The organism is Bradyrhizobium sp. USDA 4503 (assembly GCF_054055815.1).
The window spans coordinates 7,922,205-7,947,849 of the sequence record NZ_JBSRXS010000001.1 but is presented as its reverse complement, the minus strand read 5'-3'; the positions used below and the strand labels follow the sequence as shown (position 1 = coordinate 7,947,849).

The window sequence follows — 25,645 nt, the reverse complement described above, 5'->3', positions numbered from 1 at the left end:
CGCGTGGACAGATCTGCCTATCGCACAACATTTACCGCGTGCAAGCCCGCAATGCGCTCGAGCGGCATTCCTGGCTTCCCACGCCGAGCTGCTGCACGCCCGGACGATCGTCGACGCTTTGCTGCGGCAATTGGATGCCGCGCATACTGTCCTGCCACCGGAATCGGAGGACAGCCATGCATGCAGCAGCTAAGCTTTCTCGACCCACCACCTCAGCGCGGGGCCGTACCCGTATGGGGGCCCTCGATAAAGAGCAGCGCGCACATCTCGTGCTGCGACTCGCCCGACTAATCGCCCGAGCAATCGCCACTGCCGGAGATCACAACGATGAACGAACTGAGCAAGATCACCGCTGAGCACCTCTGCCGATGCGCAATCGTCTACGTGCGTCAGTCCAGTACGACGCAGGTCGAGCATAATCGCGAGTCCACTGCCCGTCAGTACGAGTTAACCGAACGCGCCGCGCGGCTTGGTTGGCGACGCGATTAGGTGAAGGTCATCGATGAGGACCTCGGTGTTTCCGGTTCCGGCCTTTCCGAGCGCACCGGCTTCGCGCGTATGACCGCGGAGGTCGGCCTCGGCCAGGTGGGCATTGTGCTCGGCTTGGAAGTCTCGCGACTAGCGCGCAATAGTGCTGATTGGTACCGTCTGCTCGATCTATGTGGCCTGACCCACACGCTCATCGGTGATGGAGATGGGATTTATCATCCGGGCTTGTTCAATGACCGCCTGGTGCTCGGGCTCAAAGGTACGATGTCAGAGGCCGAGCTGCATGTGCTGCGTGCGCGGCTGCTCGGTGGCATCCGCAACAAGGCCGCACGCGGAGAACTGCACCGCGGGCTGCCGGTGGGTCTGGTACGGGGCGACGCCGACGGGGAGGTGCTGTTGCATCCTGACGAGTCGGTGCAAGCCGCGATCCATGCTGTCTTCGACCGCTTTGCCGAATTCGGCTCGGCACGACGCGTGTGGCTGTGGTTCCGCTCGCAAGGCCTGCGCTTTCCGCTGCACTCCAACAGCCTTGTCGATCTCCGCTGGGTCGCCCCCACTTACACAAAGATCCACCAGGTCCTCACCAACCCGTTCTATGCCGGCGTTTATGTGTATGGCCGCACCCAGCAGACATGCTATCTCGATGCGGGCGGTCGGATCCGAAAGCGCATCCGACAACGCGACCGCGAGCAGTGGCCGGTGTTCATTCGTGACCATCATGCCGGATACATCGATTGGAATACCTTCGAGGCGAACCAGAAGCGACTGGCGCGGAACATCCATCTCGACCGCACCAGAGCGGGGGTGCCGTGAGAGAAGGCGCAGCACTCCTGCAAGGCCTCGCCGTATGCGGACACTGCGGTCGGCGCCTGGCCGTACACTACAGCGGCCGGCTCTCGGCGCCCGGATATCACTGCGCCGGCAAGAACATCGTCAACGGCCGGGGCGAGTACTGCCTCAACATCGGCGGTGTGCAGATCGATGCGGCTGTCGCCGAAGCGTTCCTTGCGGCTCTCGCGCCCGCAGGCCTAGAAGCCTCGCTCCAGGCGATCGAGCAATTCGACGCCGATCACGAGACGACCCTCGCGCAGTTCCGTCGCGACGTCGAGCGTGCGCGCTACAACGCGCAGCGCGCCGAGCGACGCTATCGCGCCGTGGACCCGGAGAATAGACTCGTCGCGCGTGGACTCGAAGCAGAATGGGAAAGCGCTCTGCTGGAACTGAAGACTGCCGAATCCGAACTCTCGGACCGCGAACATGCCCGACCGCGCTCGCTTACGCACGAAGAACGCGACGCGATCCTTGCACTCGGTAAAGACCTCAAGCGTATCTGGTTCGCTCCCACGACGAGCGATCGCGATCGCAAGGAGTTGCTCCGCACGCTGCTCGACGATGTCACCTTGAGAGTCGAGCGCGATAAATACAACGCTCACCTGACGCTGCGTTGGCGCGGCGGTCTCTTCAGTGAAGTTAATGTCCCATTGCCGCACTCGTATCCATCGCCGATCCGCACCGCCGACGATACGATCGATCTGCTGCGGCGACTGGCTGCACATTATCCCGACACCAAGATCGCCGGCATCCTCAATCGCCAAGGCCGTACAACGGCCACAGGACTGTCGTTTACGGCAAATCGTGTGTCGAGCCTGCGGACGCACTGGGAGATCCCGTGCTTCCAGCCGAAACAGCAAGTGCAGGACGGCGAGTGCATGACGATCGAGAAAGCAGCACGCGCTCTCGGGATCGCACCCTCTACTTTGCATCGCTGCCTCAACGATGGCTTCATTGCCGGAGAGCAGATCACACCTGGCGCGCCGTGGCGCATCCGTATCAATGACGAGTTGCGGTCGCGCTTTGTGGAGAGCGCGCCCGAAGGTTACGTGAAGATGTTCAAGGCCATGAATCTACTCGGCGTCTCGCGGCAAACCATCTTGCAACGTGTAAAGCGCGGCGAGCTTAAGGCCGTTCACGTCTATCGCGGACGGGCAAAAGGTATACGAATTCAAGTACCTGCAGTTGCTCCGGACCTCTTCGACCCTCTCAAAAAAACTGAAGGTGTAGTATGACGCAACATCCAAGAAGTTCTTCAAGTCCGCCTCCAGCACCCAGCCAGTCATGCCGCCGCTGATGACCTCATTGAGGGTCGCCAAGGCGCGATGGGCGCTGAGCTCCGGCCTGCCGCCGAACGAGCAGGGCAAGAAGTCCTGCTCGCAAATAGCGGACAGCACTTGTTCTTGGGCGACATGGGCTCCATTCAATGGGAGTTACGGCCTTCTACGCAAAGAGAAGATCAGCTGACCATGGAAACGAAGCTTGAACAGACAGCAGTGAAAGCTCGGAGGGAGCCAGATCTCCGCTTCACCTCACTGGCCCATCACATCACCTCATCCGTGGTGCGTTCGAGCGCGGTCGGCGACAGTTGGCACCCCGAGGGGGCGCTGCTCCGTCTTACCAGGCTTCGGGACCGCCGAATGTTGGGCGCGCAATATCCCTGGCGGTGGATGGATTGGAGCACCGGCTCTATCCAGCCCTCGAAGCTGTTCTTCGCCGCCTCCACCGTCTGATTATCCACCCCGGCGGCGGATCGCTTCGGAATCTTTGATAGATTCTCCAGCACCCGGTCGCGCGTGATCGATCCGGCGGCTCGGCGTGACGCGCCGCAGGCCCTCGGCGAGCCCTTGGGTCCACGTCGCCTGCGCGTAGGTGAAGCTCGAGGTGCCGAGCACGGGGACGAAGATCTGCGCCGTGGGTCGGGCCAGGAGCTTTGTTGTGGCCGGCGCCCCGTGCCGGCTTTCCATGTGGGCACAAACGGGACCTCTCAGGTTTCCTGGTGACCGATGCTGTCGAAAAAGGCCCTGGGGCGATTGGCTTGCTATTGCGAAAGCGATTTCGGCGGCTTTCTGGCTGGCGTCACGGCCTGGTCGGCGAACGGCTCGCCCGGGTTGCCATGCCACCTACGCAATCGACGCGGCCGAGTAGACGGAGCGCCATCGTCTTGAGGTTCTGCACGATGGCGGCGAGGTGAAACTCGTCGCGGGCGCCGGAGAGACCTCTGAGCCGCATGCGCTCGAACCCGTGGTGGATCTTGAGATGAGCAAAGCGCATCTCGACGGGCTTGCGTTCATCCCTCGATTTGAGGAAGCGCTTTGTCCTCATGAGCCGTCGCGCCATATCGCGGGCATCCTCGTGAACGTCACGGGGTACCTGTCGGGCAACCATGTTCGGACAGCATCGCGCTTTCAGTGCACAGGCATCGCAGTCGAATTTGGAAGCGCAGTAGCGAAGCATGTTGCCGTCGTGCACGGTTCCGGTGGTGTGTAGCACTTTGTTGTTTGGACAAATGTAGACGCCACGCCCTCCGTCCCAGCGAAAGTCACCGCGCGAAAAGGCGCTGTCATCGCGTTCGCTTGCGTCGCGAACCGGAATATGTGGAGCAATCCCGCGGCCAACCCAGCCAGCCGAGAAAGCGGCCCATTCCATGAGCGGTGTCAGCAGCAAGCCGCTTCGGCTTCAAACTAAAGCGGCGTTCGGTTCGATCGAACATTGCCTTTGTGGACTCGACCTCGTCGTAGGTGCGCGCGGGCGTCGGCTCAACGTCGACAATGACTGCGTGCTCGACGTCAATGAGATAGTTGAACCCCATACGCGAACTGCACGCGCTTGTTGGCTTTCGCCGTCCACGCCGAGGACGGATCGGAAGGCGAGATCACCTTCGGCGGCTTGCGATCGGGCGCTGGGGTCGGGGTCCGATCAGAACCGCCACCGCGGCTATCCCCGTCTTGCTGGACCTGCGCCTCGGCCTCAAGTCCTACAAGATTACTCGGCTACAGCACGCTTCTGAAGCTGCACATCGGTCCAGTTCCAGCTCGTCCGGTGCTTTGTCGTGATAGCAGCTGGCATTGGCCTCCATCACGCTCGCATCCATCGCGAACCCCTCGCCCTTGACAAGGCCCGCGGCCATGCAGGCTGCAACCACGCGTTCGAAAATATGGCGAAGAATCTCGCTCTCGCGGAAGCGGCCGAGCCGGTTCACCGAGAACGTCGAATGGTGCGGAACCTTGTCGTCGAGATCGAGCTTGCAGAACCAGCGGTAAGCAAGGTGCAGCGCCTGGCACAGCCGGCGCTCATGACGAATGCCATAGCAGTAACCGACCAACAGCATCGGGATCATCAGCTCGGGATCGATCGAGGGCCGGCCGATCTCGCTGTAAAACTCTTTTAGCTGGTGGTGCAAATCGGCCAGAACCGCCATCGCAAACACATTGATCCGTCGCAACAGGTGATCAGTCGGAATCATGTCGTCGAGGCTAAACTCATAAAACAGCTGCCCCTGATCTCGGTCCTGCCGCCCATCATCGCCGACTCTCCTGCCGCCTTCTCAGCAGGAATCATTGTTCGCTCGGCTCCTCAAGCCCTTTTTTCGACAGCATCGACCCGTACCTTTGCCCTGCTCTGAGACCCCGGCCGAACCGGTGAACCTGACCATAGCGCCTTTCCCGATGCTGCCCCCGGACCCAACACGGCGAAGGCTTCGGCAATCACATGATTTCGAGGCTGCCACAGGGCTTAGTACCCGCTGTCTACGCTTCACGAGCGACGTTATGCGGATGGTGTTGCAGGGTCTGGCCCCAGGTATGGAGGACGGCAGTCACGCCGAGCTGAGCGCCGAGATGCTTGGGGTCGGCTGCGATGGTGGCGAGCGTCTCGGCCGCGCAGCGGAACAGGATGGCATAGACGACGGCCTTGTTCTGGAAGGCGATCTCTCCGGCGGGGGCCGGCATGGTGAAGACGACGTGGAAATACGGTACGGGAAGGAGTTCAGCTTGCCGTTCGGCGAGCCATTGCGCGCGCGCCGCGCCCTGGCACTTCGGGCAATGCCGGTTGCGGCAGGAGTTGTAGGCGATGCGTGTGGCGCCGCAGTCATCGCACTGCTCGACGTGGCCGCCGAGCACAGCCGTCCGGCATGCCGTGATCGCGCCCATGACGCGCCGCTCGACGCGGCCCAGATGCTCGGCACGGGCTTGCCGAAACGCTTCGCCGTAGCGGCGGAAGATATCCGCCACTTCCAGAACCGGAGCCATCAGGTCCGCTCAGCCGGGCGGCACGACCTCCAGGCGGAGCCGGTCAAGCGGACTTGGCGTGTTGCTGATGGTCTTTGTGGCGACCTGAGTATAGCGCGCCGTGCTGGCCAGACTGGCATGGCCGAGCAACACCTGGATGATGCGCACGTCGGCCCCGTTCTCCAGGAGACGGGTCGCGAATGTGTGCCGCAACGTGTGCACTGTCACCGATTTGCTCAAGCCGGCTGCCGCACAGGCTGAACGGCAGGCGGCGTGTAGCACGTTCGGGACGAGCGGGCGTTCGTCGTCGCGGCCGGGAAACAACCATCGCTTTGGCCGAGTGAGCCGCCAATACGTCCGCAGAATCCTCAAAAGCTGCGGCGAGAGCATAACGTAACGGTCCTTGCCGCCCTTGCCGTGCTCGACCCGGATCAACATCCGTTGGCTGTCAATGTCGACAACCTTCAAGAGGACCACTTCCGATACGCGCAGTCCGGCAGCATAGACCGTGGTCAGCGCGGTACGGCTCTTCAGGCTCGGGATCGCCTCCAGAAAGCTCACCACCTCGTCGGCGCTCAGCACGACCGGCAACTTGCGCGGTTGGCGCGCATAGGCGATGCGTTCCGGAATGGTGTCGTGACCAAGCGTCACACCGTAGAAGAACCGCAGCGCGCAGACGATTTGGTTCAGCGCCGGCCAGGACATCCCCGTCGCCACCAGATGAACCTGGAAGGCACGGATATCCTCCAGATCAAGGCGGTCGGGAGAGCGACCGAAATACCGGCTCAACTTCGCTACGGCGTTGAGGTAGGATTGCTGCGTCGCCGGTGACAGATTGCGGACCGTCATATCCTCGATCATGCGGCGGCGAAGTGGGCTGATATCAGCCATCGGAAAACCTCCTGTCTGAAGGGTTGGGCTTCGAAAACCCGCAATCCTCTCAGACAGGAGGCAATCCTTGCTATGGCTCCCTACATGCCGCGACAGCGGCTTCGTTCAATCCACAAACGAATTTGCAGGGTTCGGGGCGCTCAAGCGCCAAATCCCTGCAATCTCAAAACGCCCCCGAATCCTAAAACAGACTCCCGCTCAATCGCTTAGAGCCTTGTTCACGGACGACTAACTAGCTAGCGCAAAGACGACTGCCGAATTCGATCGGGGCGACTCGCGCCTACAACATGCCGATACTTAGTTTTTGAGATGCCAATCGGCTATTCTTGGCAATCGAGGTTAGCCGTCTGTTGAGATACTGAAGCGACTCCTCATCGAGCCCGCCAAACATGGTCGAGTATAGCGCTTGCCTTGTATCTGACAGCTTCGTTATTTCCGCTCGCGCCTTTTGGGTCAGCGAGATCTGCAGGAATCTTGCGTCATCAGGCGACGTTACGCGGGTCAGGAACTCCATATTCTCGAGTTTTTTTGTTTGGTTGGTAACGAAGGCGGGGTGAATTCGCAGCTTATTCGCAACTGCAATTCCCGAAACACCGCGACCTTGATCGAGCTCGTCAATTGCCATTAGGATCAACCACTGTGGCTCAGTCATTCCTAGCATCTCGGCCCAGCTCTTGTGTATTGCCTCGAGTTGGGAGTGGATCTCGACGATGTTCCAGATGAAGTCCGTAACGGCTCTATTGGCTTGTTCTTTTTCTGCCATGTCGGTCTTTCCGTCTCAGGTGTAATCCACGCACGGATGCTTTCTCTTAGCTAGTTCGCACATATCCGTCTTGGACGCCTTGCGCGACACCAACGCCATGTAACAAAAAAATTGAGCTATGCAATTAACGTAGCTAGCATTCTACGTGTCGGCCTTATAGCTCTTTTGAGCTAACGTATTCCGCCTAAACTGCAAGTGGTACCTCTGAGGTGACTCTCGCGCAAATCGTCGCGGCGGGGCCATTTTCCGTTGCTCCAGGCCCGGATGTTGCTGAATTGTGACACATCAGCGATAAAAAGTGAGCGCCCAAATTAATTAATTGAAGCAATTGATCATCGTAAGTAGACCTTCGTCAACAACGAGGGGGACGCCTCGAAGTTGGTCCGTCAAGCACCCGCCCATAGGCGAGGCTTAGTCGGGGCGGATCTTGGACGGAAAACGACATTTCCAACTTGGAGGTTCATCAATGAAGCTGACAAAGAGTGTTATCCTCTGCTCTGCAGCAATGCTTACGGGAGCCGGGGCGCAGGCTGCCGATGTTCCAGTGAAGGCAAAGCCTGTCGAGTACGTAAAGGTCTGCTCGCTCTATGGCGCCGGTTTCTACTACATCCCGGGCACTGACACTTGCGTCAAGCTTAGTGGTTATATTCGTATTCAGACCGGCTTGGCCTCGAATGCTGTGGCCTACACCGCCGACAGCGGTTTGGGTGGCGCAAAAAATCGACTCAGCAATTACTATACGGCCCATTCCCGTGGAGCTCTAAACATCGATACGCGCACTGCGACCGAATATGGCCTCGTGCGCACCTATTTCCAGAGCGTCTTCAAGTGGACTGATGCGGGCTACAGCGGGGCAGGAAACGGATCGACCGTTTACTCGTCGCTAGGCGGTGTTCAGGCGCCGAACAACGCCAATCCGGGCGCCGTCGCTGGCGGTGTACTCGGCACCTACGACGCCTTCATCCAATTCGCTGGTTTCACATTTGGGCACGCTATATCGGCATTCAACGCCCCCTGGTCCGATTATCCGGGGAACTGGTACGATTTGGCGGGCAGCGGCGGCTGGGAGCGTGTGAACCAGGTCACCTATACGGCCGATTTCGGCCAAGGCATCACGGCCTCCTTCTCGGCCCAGGATCAAGTCGTCAACTACACAAGCAACATCTGGAACGTGAGCGTCGCGTCGGCCGCTGGTCTCGCTGCTGGCGCGTACGGTGGCAATGACATCGGCGGAACGCGCGCTCCAGACTTTGTTGCTAGCCTTCGTGTTGATCAGGCTTGGGGCCTCTTCCAGGCGTCCTTTGCGGCCCACGACAACCATGCGGCCTACTATGGCGCAACTGAGCTCACCGGCCATCCAGACGACAAGTGGGGCTGGGCTGGTCAGTTGGCATTGTCGATTAAGAATATCCCGACTGGCGCGGGTGACACCATCAATATGGCGGGCGTGTATACGAAGGGGGCAAGCCGTTATAACTTCCATAGCTATATGTCGAGCACTATTGCGATGTACAACGGTACGAATGTCGCAGGTGCATATCAGAGCGTCGGACTTGCTGGTGTTTCTGACGCGGTGTTCGTAACTGGCTCCGGCCTGGAGTTGACAACGACGTTCGGCTTAAACGGCGCCTACACCCACAACTGGGATCCGCACTGGAGTAGCTCCATCTACGGTGGATTGGGCGCTGTGCGCTATAACAATACTGCCAAGGGCTACATCTGCGGTGCGGCGGTCACGGGACTCGCGTTGTCGACCGGCCTCGCGGGCTGTAACCCCAACTTCAACTATGCGAGTGTCGGTACGGTTCTCAACTGGACTCCCGTCAAAAAATTGACCTTCTCGGCCGATCTCAATTACACAATGCTAGACCAAAAGTACGCGAGCGGAAGCACTGTGACGCTGCCGCTGCAATCGAGTATTGCAAAGCCGGCTGCTGCGTATGAGCTGAAGAACCAAAGCACCCTGTCGATGGTATTCACCGCTCAGCGCAATTGGTGACGTTCCGGGCAACCAGTAGAGGCGATAAGAAGTGAGATCTCTAGATCTGCGTTTAACTTCCAAAAGGCCTTCGGCATGCCCGCCGGAGGTTCTTTTTTTCGATCCCATATTCGGGCGAACTGAGAGTGGCGTTGCGACAATATCTGGCAAGTTCGTGGGCCGCCCTCGGCCATTAAGCTTAAACTTTCTTAGTCGGCGCGAGTGAGGATGTGAACATAAGATATGTTGACGCATCGATCAGCGGTCTCCACGGCCAGCGGCGATCGCTCGGTAGCACTAAGTGTTTAGTCCCGGCATTTGCTGGAGCGGATTGAGTTTGAATCGTTCTGGCTGGGACGTCCAGCATTTGCAGATGTATTCGTAGGGCGTGAGACCCTTCAGGGTCTTCAGCCGCCAGGCGTAATTGTAGGCGGTGATGAAGTCGTCAAGGTGAGCTTCGAGCTGATCGTGTTGATCGTAATGGTAGCGTTGGACAGTCGCTTCCTTGATCATGCGGTTCATGCGCTCGACCTGGCCATTGGTCCAGGGATGCTTGATCTTGGTCAGCCGATGCTCGATCCCATTTTCTTGGCATCGCATATCGAACATATGCGTCACGTATCTTGCCGTCGGCCCGTCCGCATAGCGCGGCGGGAAGGTGAACTGGATCCCGTTGTCAGTGAGCACCGTGTGGATCTTGTAGGGGACAGCCGCGATCAGAGCTTCGAGGAAGGCCGAGGCTGAGGTCCTTCCCGCCTTCCTGGTCAGTTGCACGAAGGCGAACTTGCTGGTCCGATCGATTGCGACGTAGAGGTAGAGCTTGCCTTCGGCGGTCTGGAGCTCGGCGATGTCGATGTGGAAATAACCGATCGGATAAGCCTTGAACTTCTTCCTCGAGGGCTTGCCGCCTTCAACCTCCGGCAATCGGCTGATGCCGTGGCGCTGGAGGCAGCGATGCAGGGATGACCTCGTCAGATGCGGGATGGTCGGCTGCAGGGCATAGAGGTAATCGTCGAGCGGCAGCAGCGTGTGCCGCCGGAAAGCGACGATGATCGCCTCCTCCCCGAGGGAAAGGACTGTCGACTTGGCTTCCTTGGGGCCTGTCGAACGATCGGCGACGGTCTCGCGCTGCTTCCACTTCGCGACAGTCTTCTGGTTGATCCCGTAGCACTTGGCGAAGCCTCTCAGGCTCTCTTGACTATTTTGTATTGCTCGTAAGCGGCAAAGAGACCCCGTCTGGCGCAGGGGATGAGCAATCGGCTATCGGCTGCTGAGTTTGTGAGCCGATGTGAGCTTCTATGTCTGCGCCTAGTTCTGGAACTAGAACCTTTCATATGATCGAAGCGGTCGCTGACCGTCTTGAGGGAGCGCCGCGGCAGCTTCGCCGACGCTGGTCGGACGAGTTCAGGGCCCAAGTCGTGACAGAGGCGCTGGAGCCTGGCGCGAGCGTCTCGGCGATCGCTCGCCGGATTGGCATTCACCCATCGCAGCTGTTTGCCTGGCGCCGTGATGCTCGGGCGGAACGACATTATCGCGAGCGGCACTCGAGTTGCGGAGGTGAGGTGGCGTCTGTGTCAGGCGCTGTGATCGAAATTGCCATTGGCGAGGTGATCGTGCGCGCCGGCGTGGACGTCGACGAGGCGCAGCTGCAGCGGGTGATCCGGGCGGTCCGTTCGGCATGATCCCCTCCGGCGTGAAGGTGTTCCTGGCCAGCCATCCAGTCGACTTCCGCAAGGGTATCGATGGGCTTGTTGCGCTGGTGCGCGATGCGGGCTCAGATCCGTTCTTATGTGTTGGACGAGATTATGTGGCGGAGGCGCCCTAACGCCAGCCAGGGCCGGCGACCCAGGGTTTCTCCGCCACATAATAATCAGATGTTGGCCAGCAGCTGCAGGATGGTGTCGTTCGGCCGGAAGCGCGCGCTGCGGTCGCCTGAGACGCCCGCCTTCTCGAGTCCCCGGCGCATCATCTCGACATCCGCAGCGGCGTATCGGTGGGTTGTGGCGACCTGAGCATGGCCAAGCCAAGCCTGGATCGTCAGGAGGTCCACGCCTGACCGGAGAAGCTTCATGGCGAGGGAATGCCGGAAGATGTGCGGCGATATCGGCTTGCCCTCCAAGCTTGGCCTCGTGGACCCGGCCTGGGAGGCGGCACGCCGCACGATGTGTGTCGCGCTGCGGATTCCGATGATCGCGCGCAGGTATTCCAATCTGATGCCGCGCAGCGTTCCGATCTGATCGCGCGCAGGTGAAGTACCCGATCGTTAAAGGCAATTGGCACTATCGTTAGTCCGTGGTCAAGCGGCTGCCGAAGAGATCGCGTCGCATGTTTGATGGTGTCGCTCGATGGGAGCGAAGCTGACCGGACGCGCGCCCCCAACAGTGCCGTAGCGGCCGGTCAGCTTCGCGGGCTGCAGTCTCGGTCTTCATTGGCAGACCGCGTAATCAAGGCCGAGGAAGAACGGGCGGACGACGCATGGAGTCACCGTTCAGTTCGAGCCTGTGAGCGTTGTGAAGCAGGCGATCGAGTATGGCATCAGCATAAGTTGGGTCGTTTATGAGCTCATGCCATTTGGCAATTGGAAGCTGGCTGGTGACGAGCGTCGACCGACGGCCGTAGCGATCTTCGAGGATTTCGAGCAGATGATGCCGCGCGTTGGCGTCGATGGCCTGGAGGCCCCAATCGTCCAAAATCAGGAGCTCGACGGCGGCGATGCTCTTCATCCGCGAGCTGAGTCGGCCGTCGCCCCGGGCAAGGTCCAGTTCTTCGAACAACCGCGGCAGCCGGGTGTAAAGTACCGAGTGGTTGTCCCGGCAGGCCTTGTGACCAAGTGCACAGCCAAGCCAACTTTTCCCGATGCCTGTCGGCCCGACAATGGCGCAATTTTCGTGGTTCTTGATCCAGTCTCCCTTGAGCAGCATGTCGAACAAGCGGCGGTCGAGCCTACGGGGGGCGCGGTAGTCGATATCCTCGGGCACGGCATGATGACGCAGCTTTGCCTTACGAAGGCGAAGCGCCAGGCGCCGGTTGTTACGCCAGGTCGCTTCATGGTCCAGCAGCAGCGCCATCCACGGACGATCGGGTTGATCGTTTCGATCATTTCTCTCATACGCAGAGGTATTTTCCTTTGCGTCAAGGCCCTGATCTGATCCTTGAGTCGGTCAACTGACTTCTGTGCGGGAATGGCATAGAGACCATGACGGTTCAGCTTGGACTTAATCCGATCACGATTCAGGCGGAAGTTGCCTTTCCCTCGTTGGATTTTGAATCCCAGAAACTCAAAGCCGTGCGCCACATGCACAATCCGGGTTTTCGCCTGATTGAGCTCAACGCCAAGCTGTTTGAGAATCTTCGCTGCTCGCGCCAAGGCGTATTTCGCCTCAGCTCGTGTCCGGCAGGTCACCACCCAGTCATCCGCCCACCGCGTGAGTTGGTACCCTTGCCGCCTCATCTCCTTGTCGAAGGGAGTCAGCAAGATGTTACTCATCAACGGCGAGACGACTCCCCTTGCGGGGTTCCCGTTGGAGTCGCGTATTTCTGTCCCCGCTCTTCATAGCCTGCTTTCAGCATCTGCTGAATCAACTTCAGCACTCTGCTATCAGCGATCTGCTTTCCGATAAGGGTCAGGAGCTTTTCGTGATCCACAGACCCGAAAAAGTCTTTCAGATCCGCGTCCACGATCCACTCGTTTCCGCTCTCCACTTCACGCCAAATCTTGGTCAGGGCATCCGCGGTCTTGCGACCTTTGCGATATCCAAAACTGCTCGGATCAAAGACGCGCTCAAATATGGGCACCAGACGGTTGACCAGAGCCTGCTGACATACCCTGTCGTAGACCGAAGGTATGCCGAGTGGCCTTGTCTTGCCCGGAGCTCCTCTTTTCGGAATCTCTAATCGTCGCACTGCTCGCGGCCGATAGGTGCCCTCGCGAAGCTCTTGATGAAGCCGTTCCAGATTTTCATCCAGACCGGCCTCGAACTCCTCAATGGTCACCCTGTCTGCGCCGCTTGCCCCATGATTGGCGCGAACGCGCTCCCACGCAAGCTTCAAGTTCTTGCGTGAATACACCTTGTCCACCAGAGAGTGGACCTTCTGCTTCTGATCTTCGAGAACAAGATGATCCGATAGTCTCCTCGAAGCGTGACGTTCGGGTTTTTCACAAAAGGAACTGTCCATCTCCACGCTTCTTTCTCATCTATCTCGACGCATCTTCTCTCGACCCGTTCACGAACGTCCTTCCCCGGATCACTCTCGATCCGCCATTGCTGGTCACGCGAGTTATTCGTCTCGCGCTTCAGGTACTACTCCGTTCTCTGACCCCTGCCTGTGCATCGCTTCCCACTTCGCTTGCGCTTATAGGGTCACTTTCCCGGTTACTGCCGGGACACAGGCAGGTCTCCTGGGGTCACGCATGAATCTTCCGTATCGTGCCGTCAGCAAACACCTTGGTACGATGGGTGAATGAGTAACGCCTTCGCCCCCATAGTGCGGGCTCGACCTTGCCCCATCTTTGGCCGACCTGTTCATCTGTGGGTTGCCCCTCGATTACAGCCCGATACTTCCCCTCAAACCCTTCGGATTCCGGATCGCTCCGGACACCCTGTCCTCCAAACACTCTCGCGTCTGGCCAACGAGGCATTACCCCCGTCTTCGGATACGGTGCTCCTCATTCGAGCACCGAAGGGACTTCAACCCTCCTGATTCACGCGCTGCCCAGCGCACACTACGAGCCGATCCGCCCCAGTGTTGTGCTTCGGTACTCTCGTCTCGCGGTGTGCGCCGCTTGAACTTCTCCCTTGGCATCACAACGACTGGTTCCTGCAGTTCTCTACAAGAGCCTGTATCCAGATCGCGTCCCCTAAACGCCGGTCGCCATCCGCGCAGTAATCCAGGCGTCTCACGGATTGATCTCAGGGATGGCACGCGCCCCTGATTTTGGCGACGCCTTAGTAATTTTCGACGCGTCATCGGAAGATTCGCTTTCGCTCGCCTTCTGGATACTCAGCTGCCCCGTAAACCCGGGACTTTTGCAACACTTGCTGATGACCGCGCCTTTTAAGCAAAGCCACAGTGTCGTGGTTTTGCACCTGCGCCTGGAACGCCGATGCAGGAGGGCCGTCCTCCATCTCTCATAAAGCTGTACGCATTAAATTCGGTTATTCACCTCCTTCATGCTCTGCAGCACACCGTGCCAGATCACTTTCACAAGATCACTGCGCCGACCGCGGAAGACGAACAGATGACCGCTGAGCGGGTCTTTGCGCAGCACCTCCTGCACTTGAAGTGCCAACGACGGAAAACCTCTGCGCATATCCGTGTAGCCTGTCGCGAGCCACACTCGCACGCCGCTCGGAACCGGGATCATCGGCGCACCAGGGCATCGAGAACTCGTCGCAGCGCGTCTCCATCAACGTCACCATCGACCCGGATTCGGTGTCCGCTACCGAGATCAATCTCGATGATGCCCTGGCTCCTCCGTCGACGCGCCGGCGCCGTCGTCAATGGCGCTTCGGCCACATCCCGCGGCGGCACAGACGGCCCAATCTCGACCGGCACTAACGGCGCTACACTCGTTTCACCGTGCTTGCAAAGCTCTTTGCGCCACCTGAACAGCTGGCTCACATGAAGGCCGGCCATGCGAGCCACCTCGGAAACGGTGGCTCCGGGCTCGAGCGATGCTGCAACTAGCCGTTCCTTCTCATCCTGCGACCACCGACGCCGCCGCTCGATCGATGTGATCACCTCTGCCCGCGAAATCGTCATAGCGCTTCTCCTAGGATTACCCCTAGGACCTGCAGCGCTCGCGTCCGTCAAACAAGGCGGCCCTCAACGGAGGGATACCCCGGTGATGATCTCGACACGCTGCAGCGTGTCGGCGCCGTATTCGAGGATAGGCATATGCCTATCCTTATCGCTATCCTTACGACTATCCTTGGACATTGTGACCTCGCGACAAACCATTCCGCGAGATCTTCCTAGCCGACCAGATCAACCCTCAGCGTGTGGTCTCTGCATGACGCTCACGATGGGCTTGGGCCGAAGGTTCGTTTCCTCGGAGATACGGGTTCAAGGCCCCGCGAGGATCACCGCTTTCACGGCTGGTTCCCTTTCTGGGTATGCGGCCGTTGTCGCCTGGCATCACGGCAGGATTGCTCCGCCAGCGCGGCGGAGCGTACGGGCTTGAACAATAACTGCCTGTAAGCATTTGGAAAATCCCCGTCATTGACGGGGGTTTCGAATCTAGCGGCGACAATGTAGTCCGCCTGCCCGGCTCCAAAGGAGGCCATGACGCTGGCCTGGTCAAGATGACGCGGGCCCTCCGGCTCGATCAGTACCCACGCTTTGGCCAGATCGGCGCAGCTCTCAAGTCCAAGCGCTTCCACCGCGACTGCGTTTGTGCCGGGAAACCCCCCGATTAGCCGCGGTAGACCGACCCAATCCTCCGCGGTTGCACTAGCGCCGGAATATGTCCCGATCAGCCATGGTAGACCGAGCGCTCGCGTCTCGAGCACATACAGCAGACCCGGCGAGCGGCCAGTGAGATCGACCACCGGGGTACCGACTTCAAGGCCGGCCGCACGAGCCTGGGCTCTGGCCGTGGCCAGATAGTCGTGGAAGGATTGCGAGAGCACCAATTTTCCACCACGCGGCATCGGCATGACAGCGGTATAAGCGCGCAGATCTTTCACCTGACGGTACGGCTTGAGGATGCCACCATTGACGACTGATGCAGTGAGCAATTGTGCCAACACCGCAAGGGGCAATAGGGTGGCGACGCTGCGTCCTTGGTGCGCAAGAGGGCTTAGGAAGGCAACGACCGCGAGCATCCAGAACAAGGCTTCTCTCGAACCAATAAGCCAGTAATTGATAGTGGAGCCCAGTGCGAACAGGTGCGGCAGGACCAAGAAGGTTAGCGCTAAACCTATGCTGGTGGGAGTCTGGGTGCGCAGAACCAATCCCTCGCGATAGAACATCGCGCCAAGGCATGTGAAGGCCGACACCAGGAACAGGGTCGATGGCTCGATGCTCATTGGATCGGTCCCCAGCAGCGCAATCGCTATTGCTAAGATCAACACCGCAGCGAGAGCCAGTGATCGGAGCAACTTGTGCGTAGGCCCCATGAGGATGCTGAGCAGAAAGACTATCGCCACTAACATAGCGATAGCGACTTGCGAGCGACTGGTGACGAGCCAGTTGATCCGAAACATGAGAGACACCTCGTGCCCGGCACCTAGCAGGATTTCAAACTCAGCGCTGTTGACCAAACGGGTCACCAGCCCGGTGATGCCACCGTCAATCAAGTAGGCGGTCACGATCAGTAGAGCGAGAGCGACCAGCGCCGCGCCAAGCATAGGCAGCAGGGACTTTCGGCGCAAAACGACGACATAGAGCGTAACGACGATGGCAATCGCCGCAGCCGTGGTCGGCTTGGCCATGAAGCAGCACCAGCCGCCAACGCCGACCAGGATCCACCCCGAGATCTGGCGGATGTGGCCTGGCCGATCGGCTAGGAGCAAGCCGATCATCACCATCAAGAGCGATTGAAAGGTCAGCGAGTAGTAGCTGGGGGTGAGCACCCAATAGCGAAATTCGAGTAATGCCATGCTGGCGAACCCTGCCGATAGCACCGCAGCATGCGGCCAGCCAGCTGTCCAGAGGCGCCGGATCACTAGGAAGCTGAGACTCCAGCCCAGCCCCACGTTAACCGTGACGTTCGCCATGCGAAGCACTGCGATGTCGCCGCCCGCCCACTGATATGGCCAGTGATAGACGAAGCCGAAAAGGGACGCCGGAATATTGATTGCGTAGGCGAATGGCCTCGCGATGGAGTTGAGGTAAAGACTTTCATCGCTGAGATCGAGACCGTAACTGCTGTAGTGTAGCAGCCAAGCGAAAAGGATTGCTGTGGTTACGCCGGACAGAGCCAGCAAAGTCCGGTCCAGCAAGACTAACAATGTCCTTTCGTTGGCAAAGTAGCTATCTCTTGGCATAGAGCCTTCCTGCTTGCCTCGTAGACGAGACCCATTCCAATGGATATCCGCCTCGAGAGGCTTCTAGCTGACCTGAGCCCTGCAATCTCCTCCAAGAATTGGTAGAGCCTATCACGTGAAGCGGGATGGACATGCAGCCGAGCCGCTCACGGAAGAACAGATCATCGGGATCTGGCGAGAGCAGGAAGCCGGGACAAAAACGGCCGTCCGAGGTGTGCCGCAAACACTGGATCAGCATCGCAACCTTCGACAAATGGAGGGCCAAATACGGCGGGCTGGACGCGTCCGATGCCAAGCGACCGAAGGCGCTGGAGGACCAGAACACGAAGCTGAAGAAGTTGCTGGCGGAGGCGATGTTCGACAACGCCATGCTAACGGACTTCGCATCAAAATGATGACGGTCGGGTGCGTTCATGTATACGGCCTGTGAGTGCGACCGAACCCATAGCCGCTGGCCCTGATGGAGATCGCGGATCGTGGCCTCATCAACGGGTCGCGCTTGTCGCGCTCAAAGCTCTTCGGGCTTTCTCAGATCGCCAGCTCCGCCGGTTTCCATCATGCTGTCATTTTTGCCCTCACTCCTTGAGGTGGCCAGGATACGCGGCAGCTCAAGCCGCGGGCTTAGGCCGATAGAATTCCCCGGTCGTCATTATCGCCCAGATAATCCGAGCCAACTTGTTGGCAACGGCGATAGCGAAACCATGGGCCGACGTCGTTCAAGCAGAGCTTCGATCCAGCCACCTCCACCCGTGAGCGGACCTTTGGGTACCGAATGACGTTGAATGCCCGATGACAAGCAAGTGCCTGAGATAGGAATCGCCCTGTTTCGTTATGCGGCCGAGTCGGTCCTTCCCGCCGGTGGAATTCTGCTTAGGCGTCAGGCCCAGCCAAGCCGCGAACTCGCGCCCGGATGCGGAACATGGTCAATCCGGCTTATATGAGGTCGCACCTACGACAGGCGGTTCGGCCCCCGGATCGCTGCATGCAGCAGTTTGACGTCGGTCGGGAAGCTGACGGCCTTCGGTTGCACTGTGGTGTCGACCGTGACCGGCTTGAGGTCCTGGCTGCGTAACGCACCGGTCTCGTGCGCCACTGAAGCCGCGCTGGCGCTGCTGCTGCGAGGGGATCTGCGTGGCCCGGCCAAGCGGGAGGGCGAAGGCCTCCTCCAGCGGGTGGAGTGCTTGACGCGGTTAAATTTCTATGGGATCTCCGACGATCTTGCTCAAAACAGATCCCGCGCGATTTGGCGCTGTCACGCGGCCAGCGCCTCACATGAGATCGCAGAGCGCGTATCCAAATTTTTATAATGTGAGAACGTAAGAGAGGGTGCCACGAAATTTCGATTTGATCTCGGAGGCAAGCTTGCGCTCGTGACCGGCGGGCGTCAGGAATCGGCCTCGCGACCGTTCGCATGTTGGCCTCGTGTGGTACCAAAGTAGCGATCAATCATTTTGCAGGCGACGGAGAGGCGGTGTGGACGATTGGCGCGCTAGTCAGCGAAGGGCTGGATGTTGTCAGTGCGCCTGGCAATGTGGCCGATGCCGCGGAATGTGCCGCGATGGTTGACACTGTCTTGCAGCATGAAGGCCGGCTCGATTATCTCGTCAACAACGCGGGAGCGTCAGGCACGACCGTGCCGATCGACTTTGCCGATCTCGATGCTATGACCGAAGAGTTCTGGCAGTTGATTCTTTCGACAAATCTTCTCGGCCCATTTCGTTTGCGCTCGCGCCGCGGCTGCCGCACTTAAGAGTTCCGAGGGGCGATCGTGAATACGGCGTCGAATGCCGGGCTTACCACACGAGGGAGCAGCCTTGCATATGCGGCAAGCAAGGCAGGTCTGATCAACATGACGCGCTCGCTGGCGCGCGCCCTTGCGCCGTCCGTTCGGGTCAACGCTGTTGCGCCAGGCGCCGTTCATACGCCATGGACGAAGGCGTGGCCAGCCGCGCGCAAGAACGATGCGATGCAGCGCTCCTTTCTGAACTGGATGGCGACGCCTGACGACATCGCGGAGGTGATCGTTTTCCTGGCGGCGGGTGCTGCCTCAACGGACAGACGATCGTGCTAGATGGCGGCTCGATGTAGAGCCGCTGGTTACAAATCCATACGATGTAGAGGTTTCAATATGAACGCACCGGCTAAGCAACCTGTCGCTTCTACGCAGCCGAGGAAAATGACCGGGCCGGGGGCCGCTTTATCGCAGAGACGCTCAAGGCGGCAGGGCGTATCCCACGTCTTCTTCATGGATGCGATTCTGCGCCAAGGCCTGACTGAGATGGAGGATCTCGGAATCAAGCGTGTGCTTGGTCACTCCGATAAGGCGGTGGTCTATACGGCCGATGGATATGCGCGCGCCTCGCGACGCCCGGGCGTTTGCATGGCGCAATCGGTTGGCGCGGCCAATCTCGCAGCGGGCCTGCAGGAATCCTGGTTTGCTTTTGCTCCGGTGATCGCGCTCACAGGCCGGCAGCCGGCGCAGAACCAATACCGCAATGCCTATCAAGAGCTTCCGCACGAGCCGCTCTACGCGCCGGTTACCAAATTTCGCGGAAGGATCGATGTTCCTGATCAATTGCCGCATGTCCTGAGACAGGCGTTCCGCGAGGCGATAACGGGTGTCAGCCGGCCGGTACACGTCGATCTCGCCGGCCACGCCGGACAGATTGTCCCGCCGAACTAGTACCCACTTTTCTTGGATCGTGAGTCGTGATTCAAGATATGGATGATACCCGAAGCAAGAGAAGTCCACCTTTCGTGGAAAGATCGCAAGGTGCTTGAGGCGTATTGTCGCTCGCCGGTGACGTTGCAGCGCGATTTGAAGCGGGCGCAGATAGTTCTGTTGGCGGCGGCCGGTCGCAGCACCCGGTCGATCGCCAAGGAAGTTGGGGTCCAGCCGCGGATTGTCAGCCTTTGGCGGCATCGCTATGCCGACCATGGCCTTGAGGGGCTGAAGGACAAGCCGCGGCCTGGCAAGCAGCCGATTTATACGAAGACGACCGACAAGCGGATTCTGAAGCTGCTGGACCAGCCGCCCCCGCAAGGGTTTGCACGCTGGACCGGCCCTCTGCTGGCCGAGGCGCTGGGCGATGTTGACGTCCAGTATGTCTGGCGGTTCCTGCGCAGCCACAAGATTGACCTGGCGGCTCGCAAGTCCTGGTGCGAGAGCAACGACCCGAACTTTACGGCCAAAGCCGCCGATGTTGTCGGCCTCTACGTCGCCCCGCCCGCGAAGGCCATTGTGCTATGCGTGGACGAGAAGCCCTCGATCCAGGCTTTGGAGCGAGTGCAGGGCTATCTGAAACTGCCCAATGGCCGCGCCTTGACCGGCCAGAGCCACGACTACAAGCGGCATGGCACCACAACACTGTTTGCGGCACTCGAAGTCGCCACCGGGAAGATCATCGCAGCCCATTCAAAACGGCGTCGCCGCGTCGAGTTTCTCGACTTCATGAACAGCCTCACCGCGGCCTTTTCCGGGCCGAAAGCTTCACGTCATCCTCGACAATCTCAACACCCACAAGAAAAACGAACATTGGCTCAAGGCCCACCCCAACGTGCAATTTCATTTCACGCCGACAAGTGCGTCCTGGCTCAATCAGGTCGAGGTATGGTTTTCGATCTTGCAGGGGCAGTCGCTTAGCGGCACCTCCTTCACAAGCCTCAAGCAGCTTCAGGACCACATCGATGCCTACGTCAACGCGTACAACGACCAAGCCCAGCCCTTCGTCTGGACCAAGAAAAAGGTCCGTCAGCGCCGATTCAAAGGCCGCCGTATCACTCAGCTCTGATTCCGGGTACTAGGGCGCAATTTCCCTGGCACAATCGGCATGCATGGCGATCCGCTCGCCTCACTGCGCGTGCTCGATCCCGTCATGGCGCCTACCGAACGTTCCGAATGGTTGTGGTCTCGTCTTACGTCGCTAAGTGGCGAGCCGATGTCGAGGCGGAATGTGCTTCGGATGCCGTGCCGATGCGCCCTGAGCGGCTATGTCGCGAGTTAGGTAGGTGGTTGCCGAAGGACGCCATTCTGGTTGCTGATACGGGCTTTGCCTCGCATTGGAGTGGCACGCTGGTCCCGCTGACACATCGAGGGCAGCAGTACCTGCGCGCCGCGGGATCGCTCGGCTGGGCGTTTCCGGCCGCGCTGGGCGCGCAGTGTGCTCATCCGGACAGGCCGGTGATCTGCCTGACCGGCGACGGTGGGTTCATGTATCATTTGCCTGAACTTGAGACGGCGCGGCGCCACCACCTCAACACGATTACCATCGTCAACAACAATCACAGACTCGCGCAGGGACGGCGCAACATCGAGGCCGCCTATAAGGGCCGGACCGGTAATAAAGAGGAGATCTATGTCTATCGCGAAATCGACTTCGCTAAGCTCGCGCTTGACATGGATTGCTTCGGTGTGCGAGTCGACAATCCGGCGGATCTTTCTAAAGCATTCGATGAGGCGCGCGCGTCAGGCCTACCTGCAGTAATCGATGTTCCCACCGATCCGTCGGCTTTGGCTCCGCTGGCTTGGAGCGGAGAAGGCTAGCCGGTAATATAGGTCATAGCCGCTGTCTTCCGGCTCGCCGCCCTCCGGGTGGATGACGTTCCCGCAATAACGGTTTAATGGCCGGGACCGCGCGCGTGACTGATCGGAATTTCGAGCGAGATTATCTTTTACAAGCTGCAGACTGACCAAGGATCGGAGCCGTTCGGCCCGCGTTCTCCCTTGACACCTGAAAAGAGCTGCTCCGTCTTTGTTCAGGCTGCACTGCCCCTCAAAACCCAGAGCGCAGAAACCGGCGCGAGCCGCAAACGGCTTTCTGGCGGCGTAGCCGTTAAGCAACGGCGTGCCCCGTGCATCCTAGCTAGTCAAACTCAAACAAGAATCTGGCTGCCTTCACCGATGACGTGATGAAGCGCTGCACCACCTGAACCCGGCGTGTTCCATGCGTGTCAGGGTGTGAAGTCAGCCAGTAGCGACGCGGATGAGGGTCTGTCCCTGATCTCCGTCGAAGGCGCGTGGTTTGTGCGGCATGAACCAGGAAACCATAATGTCGGGTTCGAAACACCAGCCGTCAATCAACCAGGTGTGTCCATGAAAGCCATCCTCTGCTCGCAATATTGCCAACCTGACGAACTGGTTCTGGCCGACGTGCCTGATCCCGTTGCCGGACCGGGCGAGGCCGTGATTGCGATCAAGGCGGCAGCGCTGAACTTTTTCGACGTCCTGATGATCCAGGGCAATTACCAAGTGAAGCCGCCCTTCCCGCTCTCGTCGGTGGCGGAAGTCGCGGGTGTGATCGAGAGCACCGGCCCCGGCGTAACAGATCTCAAGGTCGGCGATCGCGTGGTCGCCCACTGCGGCCACAACGGGGCGTGCGAAAAAGATCGCGCGGACTGCCGCATCGATCGTGAAGATCCCCGACAATCTCGACTTCGATCGTGCCGCCGGCGCCATCATCATCTACGGCACCGCGCTGCATGCGCTGAGGGATAGCGCAAGCCCGAAGCCCGGCGAGACGCTCGCGGTGCTGGATTCAGCAGGCGGCACCAGCCTTGCCGCCTGCGAGCTCCGCAAGCTGATGGGGTTGAAGGTAATCGCCTGCGCCTCATCGGAAGAGAAGCTTGCCTTTGCCAAAGCGCGTGGCGCCGAGCTGATGCTCAACTACGCCAAGGAAGATCTCAAGGAAGGCCTGCGCAAGCTGACCGACGGCAAGGGCGTCGACATCATCTTCGATCCCGTGGGCGCTGCCTATGCCGAGCGGGCCTTGCGCTCGATCGCCTGCGAAGGCCGCTTCCTTGTAATCGGCTTTGTCGCCGGCGACATTCCAAAGATGCCGCTCAACCTCGCACTCTTGAAGGGCTGCGATATCCGCGACGTGTTCTGGGGCGCCTGGACGCGGCTCAACCCGGCGAAGGATCGAGCCAATCTCGAGAAGCTCGTCAGGTGGACCGCGGAACGCAAGATCTTCTCCCATATCGACCGCACCTTCCCGCTCGCGCGAGCGGCAAACGCACTGAAGGTGCTCGCCGGCCGCCAGGCCATGGGCAAGGTGATCTTGCATCCGCAAGGCGGTGCGTACGCCGCTCTGCTGCTTGTCAATCCTTGACCCAACGTTGCTCTCGATAGCGACAAGAAAAATGCTCGCATGGCCGATCGTCGGTCGCGGTGGGCGCAGTCCTGCACGGCCTCGATTTTGATTGCAGGATGCGGATCGAAACCAGCCCTACTGTTCCGGCTCTCGTTAGCGACATTTGTCCCGCTAAAGCTGAAATTCAGCAATGAATTTCAAACCAGATGTGTTGCAGCGTCAGACCGCGTCGGCCGCCACGGGACGAGCCACCTCTGGGCGGATATGAGGGGGACAAAATCGCAATCAACGTTCCCACAGCGCGCCGACGTCCGAGCAGTCAATGAAGCCGTTAGCCGAATCGTTCACCTGCTGCGCGAACGGGGGACTGTAGCCGGTAACACATTCGCGCTTCCGTCCGGTAACCGCGATGACTTTGTGGAGGACCCTTCAGCTTGCCTCCACAAGGGGTATCCCCTCACGCGGGTGAACTTGGTATCCCAATGCCAACAAAGGTCGGACATCGTCAACAACTGCGACGCCAAGGCGTGGTTCGCAGAAACCCGTTTCCGGCCTGATTTTCGACTAGAGCGCTGACGCTCAAGGGCTCGCCGGCGATTGGACGGATGCGAGCCCTGTGAGAAAATGGTCGAAGAATTTGACTCTATGGACATCCGTGGTTCCTGACTCGCGCTCGACGATGCCCCACACTTCGGGAACTACCCCATCGGCGAGGTGCAAGGAATGGCTACCGATGAAGACTCGCACGGTGAACTGCCCCCGTTTTGACCGGACACCGGCGTTAGCCGGAGGAGCTAGGCCTAGTCCTAGGCATACGCCTATGTCCGATACGTTTTCGAAGGTGGAAGTCATCACCGGCGTTGCCCGGCGGCGGCGGTTTACGACGGAGCAGAAGCTCTTGGTCGTCAACGAGACGTGCAACCGGGCATGTCGATCAGCCATGTTGCTCGTCGCCATGGGCTCTCCCCGAGCCTGGTCTTCCGATGGAGACGGTTGATGAGTGAAGGGGGCAAGGAAGCGGTGCGGGCCGACGAGGATGTGGTCGCCGCGTCCGAAGTCCGGCGGCTGGAGGAACGGGTTCGAGACCTCGAACGCCTGCTGGGCCGCAAAACCATGGAGGTCGAGATCCTCAAGGAGGCTCTTGACCTTGCACGGATAAAAAAACCGACCTTGCTGTCGCGATCGCAGGCACCGGAGGATACCCCGTGAAACGGATCGCAGAGACCCTCGGGGTGGCCCGTTCCAACCTGGTTGAGCGAGCGGGTGGCAACCGTCCGAAGCACGCGGTCCCCAGACCCACGCCGGGGATGCAGAGCTCACGTCTGATATCCGTCGCCTGGTGGATAGCCGCCCGAGCCATGGATACCGGCGGATCGCCGCGCTCCTCAAGCGCGAGCGGCGATCCGCCGGCCACGCCCCTGTCAACGCCAAGCGCGTCTACTGGCTGATGAAGAAGAGCGGCTTGTTGCTGGCCCGGCATACAGGGCGCCGCATCCCGCAGGCCCATGTCGGAACGATCATGACAAGCCGCTCCAACGAGCGCTGTTGTTCGGACGCGCTGGAGTTCACCTGCTGGAATGGCGAGATCGTGCGGGTTGCCTTTGCCCTCGACAGCCATGACCGCGAGGTCATCAGCTGGGTGGCCACAACGGCTGGGATCTCCGGCGAGATGATCCGGGACATGATGGTCCACTGTGTCGAGCAGCGGTTCGCCGACATCTGGGCTCCGCGCAAGGTGCAATGGCTGACCGACAATGGATCCATCTTCGCCGCGTATCGCACCCTTGAGATTGCCGCCGCCCTGAACCTCGAGCCCTGCTTCACGCCGGTCAAAAGCCCCCAGAGCAACGGCATGGCCGAGGCGTCGTGAAGACCTTCAAGCGTGACTATCGCCGGCCATCCGTCGCATCGCGAAGCTGCCCGTCTACGACATCACCGACCTCTGCCGGATGACGATGGCTTCAATCACCTGAGTTCGTTATTCGCGAGTTGCGGGATATTACCCAATCGACAGCTCTTGCCTCCGCGAATGTTTGCGGCGCGCCTAATCGGTTGTGCAATTAGTAGTGCTTTCGCATTTTGGGCGATTCGGAACGTCGGCCGGCGTCTGCATTGGCATCTATGTGTCTCATTACGAGCTCAGATTTCTCGTGCCCAGCTCGAGACCCCAGGGATGATCTCAACGCATGAAAAACTGCGCATTGTCGCCATAAGAAGCAGAGTTTCGGCGATACAGGCCCCTACATTAGGAAACATCGACTTAGGAGCCGAGTAATATTTGCGCGCGATTTGGAGATAAGCTGAACTTGGGGCTGACTGTGTTACCAGTGAAGTCGTGGTCGCTGCTTAATCTTCGTACGGACGATCACGTTATCTCGGCGATG

17 protein-coding genes and 11 pseudogenes are annotated in these 25,645 nt (G+C 59.6%); 15 read left to right on the top strand and 13 right to left on the bottom strand.

Annotated features, from left to right (window positions below):
• The first annotated feature begins 327 nt into the window (after positions 1–327).
• From ACVMIH_RS37625 to ACVMIH_RS37615, 3 genes are read left to right on the top strand one after another with little or no spacing between them, the layout of a single operon-like run.
• Positions 328–489 carry a hypothetical protein gene (locus tag ACVMIH_RS37625; protein WP_456865383.1) on the top strand — a complete coding sequence of 54 codons (162 nt, stop codon included), beginning with the start codon at positions 328–330 and terminating at the stop codon, positions 487–489.
• Positions 490–1,302, top strand: coding sequence for a recombinase family protein (locus ACVMIH_RS37620; protein WP_456865380.1), 813 nt, complete (start codon positions 490–492; stop codon positions 1,300–1,302).
• The gene (locus ACVMIH_RS37615; RefSeq protein ID WP_456865438.1) at positions 1,299–2,555 is read left to right on the top strand and encodes a zinc ribbon domain-containing protein; all 1,257 of its coding nucleotides are present in this window, start codon (positions 1,299–1,301) and stop codon (positions 2,553–2,555) included. Before ACVMIH_RS37620 ends, ACVMIH_RS37615 begins: the two co-directional genes overlap by 4 nt.
• A gap of 844 nt (positions 2,556–3,399) precedes the next feature.
• Here ACVMIH_RS37615 and ACVMIH_RS37610 read toward each other — a convergent pair.
• From ACVMIH_RS37610 to ACVMIH_RS37595, 4 genes and pseudogenes are all read right to left on the bottom strand, one after another.
• Positions 3,400–4,786 (bottom strand): annotated as a pseudogene (locus tag ACVMIH_RS37610) (IS1182 family transposase).
• Between the two features lie 304 nt (positions 4,787–5,090).
• Positions 5,091–5,570, bottom strand: a pseudogene (locus tag ACVMIH_RS37605) (IS91 family transposase); the annotation flags it as partial.
• Between the two features lie 9 nt (positions 5,571–5,579).
• Complete coding sequence (locus ACVMIH_RS37600) at positions 5,580–6,440, bottom strand: tyrosine-type recombinase/integrase (RefSeq protein WP_456865410.1); 861 nt, start codon at positions 6,438–6,440, stop codon at positions 5,580–5,582.
• 280 nt (positions 6,441–6,720) lie between these two features.
• Positions 6,721–7,203, bottom strand: coding sequence for a MarR family winged helix-turn-helix transcriptional regulator (locus tag ACVMIH_RS37595; RefSeq protein WP_456865436.1), 483 nt, complete (start codon positions 7,201–7,203; stop codon positions 6,721–6,723).
• Between the two features lie 466 nt (positions 7,204–7,669).
• On the opposite strand from ACVMIH_RS37595, the gene ACVMIH_RS37590 reads away from it, so the two are divergent.
• On the top strand, positions 7,670–9,202 hold the full coding sequence (locus ACVMIH_RS37590) for a porin (protein ID WP_456865434.1): 1,533 nt from the start codon (positions 7,670–7,672) through the stop codon (positions 9,200–9,202).
• Positions 9,203–9,478: 276 nt separating this feature from the next.
• Here ACVMIH_RS37590 and ACVMIH_RS37585 read toward each other — a convergent pair whose 3' ends face one another.
• On the bottom strand, positions 9,479–10,438 hold the full coding sequence (locus ACVMIH_RS37585) for an IS481 family transposase (RefSeq protein ID WP_456866648.1): 960 nt from the start codon (positions 10,436–10,438) through the stop codon (positions 9,479–9,481).
• A 77-nt stretch (positions 10,439–10,515) separates the two neighbouring features.
• Between ACVMIH_RS37585 and ACVMIH_RS37580 the strand changes: the two genes are divergently transcribed.
• The gene (locus tag ACVMIH_RS37580) at positions 10,516–10,863 is read left to right on the top strand and encodes a transposase (RefSeq protein WP_456865432.1); all 348 of its coding nucleotides are present in this window, start codon (positions 10,516–10,518) and stop codon (positions 10,861–10,863) included.
• Between the two features lie 188 nt (positions 10,864–11,051).
• On the opposite strand, the gene ACVMIH_RS37575 is transcribed toward ACVMIH_RS37580, so the two are convergent.
• Positions 11,052–11,300, bottom strand: a complete 249-nt coding sequence (locus ACVMIH_RS37575) for a tyrosine-type recombinase/integrase (protein WP_456865430.1) — start codon at positions 11,298–11,300, stop codon at positions 11,052–11,054.
• Here ACVMIH_RS37575 and ACVMIH_RS37570 point away from each other — a divergent pair.
• Positions 11,251–11,418 carry a hypothetical protein gene (locus ACVMIH_RS37570; protein WP_456866718.1) on the top strand — a complete coding sequence of 56 codons (168 nt, stop codon included), beginning with the start codon at positions 11,251–11,253 and terminating at the stop codon, positions 11,416–11,418. The genes ACVMIH_RS37575 and ACVMIH_RS37570 overlap by 50 nt on opposite strands.
• Before the next feature lie 207 nt (positions 11,419–11,625).
• Here ACVMIH_RS37570 and istB read toward each other — a convergent pair.
• The 5 genes and pseudogenes from istB to ACVMIH_RS37545 all read right to left on the bottom strand — a co-directional run.
• Positions 11,626–12,279, bottom strand: a pseudogene (gene istB, locus ACVMIH_RS37565) (IS21-like element helper ATPase IstB); the annotation flags it as partial.
• A gap of 11 nt (positions 12,280–12,290) precedes the next feature.
• Positions 12,291–13,357 (bottom strand): annotated as a pseudogene (gene ltrA, locus ACVMIH_RS37560) (group II intron reverse transcriptase/maturase); the annotation flags it as partial.
• Positions 13,358–14,327: 970 nt separating this feature from the next.
• Positions 14,328–14,546 carry an IS66 family insertion sequence element accessory protein TnpB gene (tnpB, locus tag ACVMIH_RS37555; RefSeq protein ID WP_456865428.1) on the bottom strand — a complete coding sequence of 73 codons (219 nt, stop codon included), beginning with the start codon at positions 14,544–14,546 and terminating at the stop codon, positions 14,328–14,330.
• Entirely contained in the window at positions 14,543–14,944 is a 402-nt protein-coding gene (gene tnpA, locus ACVMIH_RS37550; RefSeq protein WP_141343525.1) for an IS66-like element accessory protein TnpA, read from the bottom strand. Before tnpA ends, tnpB begins: the two co-directional genes overlap by 4 nt.
• Positions 14,945–15,273: 329 nt before the next feature.
• Positions 15,274–17,172: a hypothetical protein gene (locus tag ACVMIH_RS37545; protein ID WP_456865426.1), complete on the bottom strand. Its 1,899-nt coding sequence runs from the start codon at positions 17,170–17,172 to the stop codon at positions 15,274–15,276.
• Positions 17,173–17,287: 115 nt separating this feature from the next.
• On the opposite strand from ACVMIH_RS37545, the pseudogene ACVMIH_RS37540 reads away from it, so the two are divergent.
• Positions 17,288–17,564 (top strand): annotated as a pseudogene (locus ACVMIH_RS37540) (transposase); the annotation flags it as partial.
• Positions 17,565–17,780: 216 nt separating this feature from the next.
• Here ACVMIH_RS37540 and ACVMIH_RS37535 read toward each other — a convergent pair.
• Positions 17,781–18,083: pseudogene (locus tag ACVMIH_RS37535) on the bottom strand (transposase); the annotation flags it as partial.
• A gap of 41 nt (positions 18,084–18,124) precedes the next feature.
• Positions 18,125–18,280: pseudogene (locus ACVMIH_RS37530) on the bottom strand (IS5/IS1182 family transposase); the annotation flags it as partial.
• 303 nt (positions 18,281–18,583) lie between these two features.
• Between ACVMIH_RS37530 and ACVMIH_RS37525 the strand changes: the two are divergent.
• The 8 genes and pseudogenes from ACVMIH_RS37525 (at position 18,584) to ACVMIH_RS37490 (ending at position 25,131) form a co-directional block, all read left to right on the top strand.
• Positions 18,584–19,243 (top strand): annotated as a pseudogene (locus ACVMIH_RS37525) (SDR family NAD(P)-dependent oxidoreductase).
• A 174-nt stretch (positions 19,244–19,417) separates the two neighbouring features.
• Entirely contained in the window at positions 19,418–19,855 is a 438-nt protein-coding gene (locus tag ACVMIH_RS37520) for a thiamine pyrophosphate-binding protein (protein ID WP_456865423.1), read from the top strand.
• A gap of 42 nt (positions 19,856–19,897) precedes the next feature.
• Positions 19,898–20,963 (top strand): annotated as a pseudogene (locus ACVMIH_RS37515) (IS630 family transposase).
• 221 nt (positions 20,964–21,184) lie between these two features.
• Complete coding sequence (locus ACVMIH_RS37510) at positions 21,185–21,715, top strand: thiamine pyrophosphate-dependent enzyme (protein WP_456865420.1); 531 nt, start codon at positions 21,185–21,187, stop codon at positions 21,713–21,715.
• Between the two features lie 549 nt (positions 21,716–22,264).
• Positions 22,265–23,279 (top strand): annotated as a pseudogene (locus tag ACVMIH_RS37505) (NADPH:quinone oxidoreductase family protein).
• A 909-nt stretch (positions 23,280–24,188) separates the two neighbouring features.
• Positions 24,189–24,470 carry a transposase gene (locus tag ACVMIH_RS37500; RefSeq protein WP_456865418.1) on the top strand — a complete coding sequence of 94 codons (282 nt, stop codon included), beginning with the start codon at positions 24,189–24,191 and terminating at the stop codon, positions 24,468–24,470.
• A gap of 115 nt (positions 24,471–24,585) precedes the next feature.
• Positions 24,586–24,726, top strand: a pseudogene (locus tag ACVMIH_RS37495) (IS3 family transposase); the annotation flags it as partial.
• A complete protein-coding gene (locus tag ACVMIH_RS37490) occupies positions 24,709–25,131 on the top strand; it encodes a DDE-type integrase/transposase/recombinase (protein WP_456866645.1) in 423 nt (140 codons plus the stop codon). The pseudogene ACVMIH_RS37495 and the gene ACVMIH_RS37490, both read left to right, overlap by 18 nt.
• The last annotated feature ends 514 nt before the right edge of the window (positions 25,132–25,645 follow it).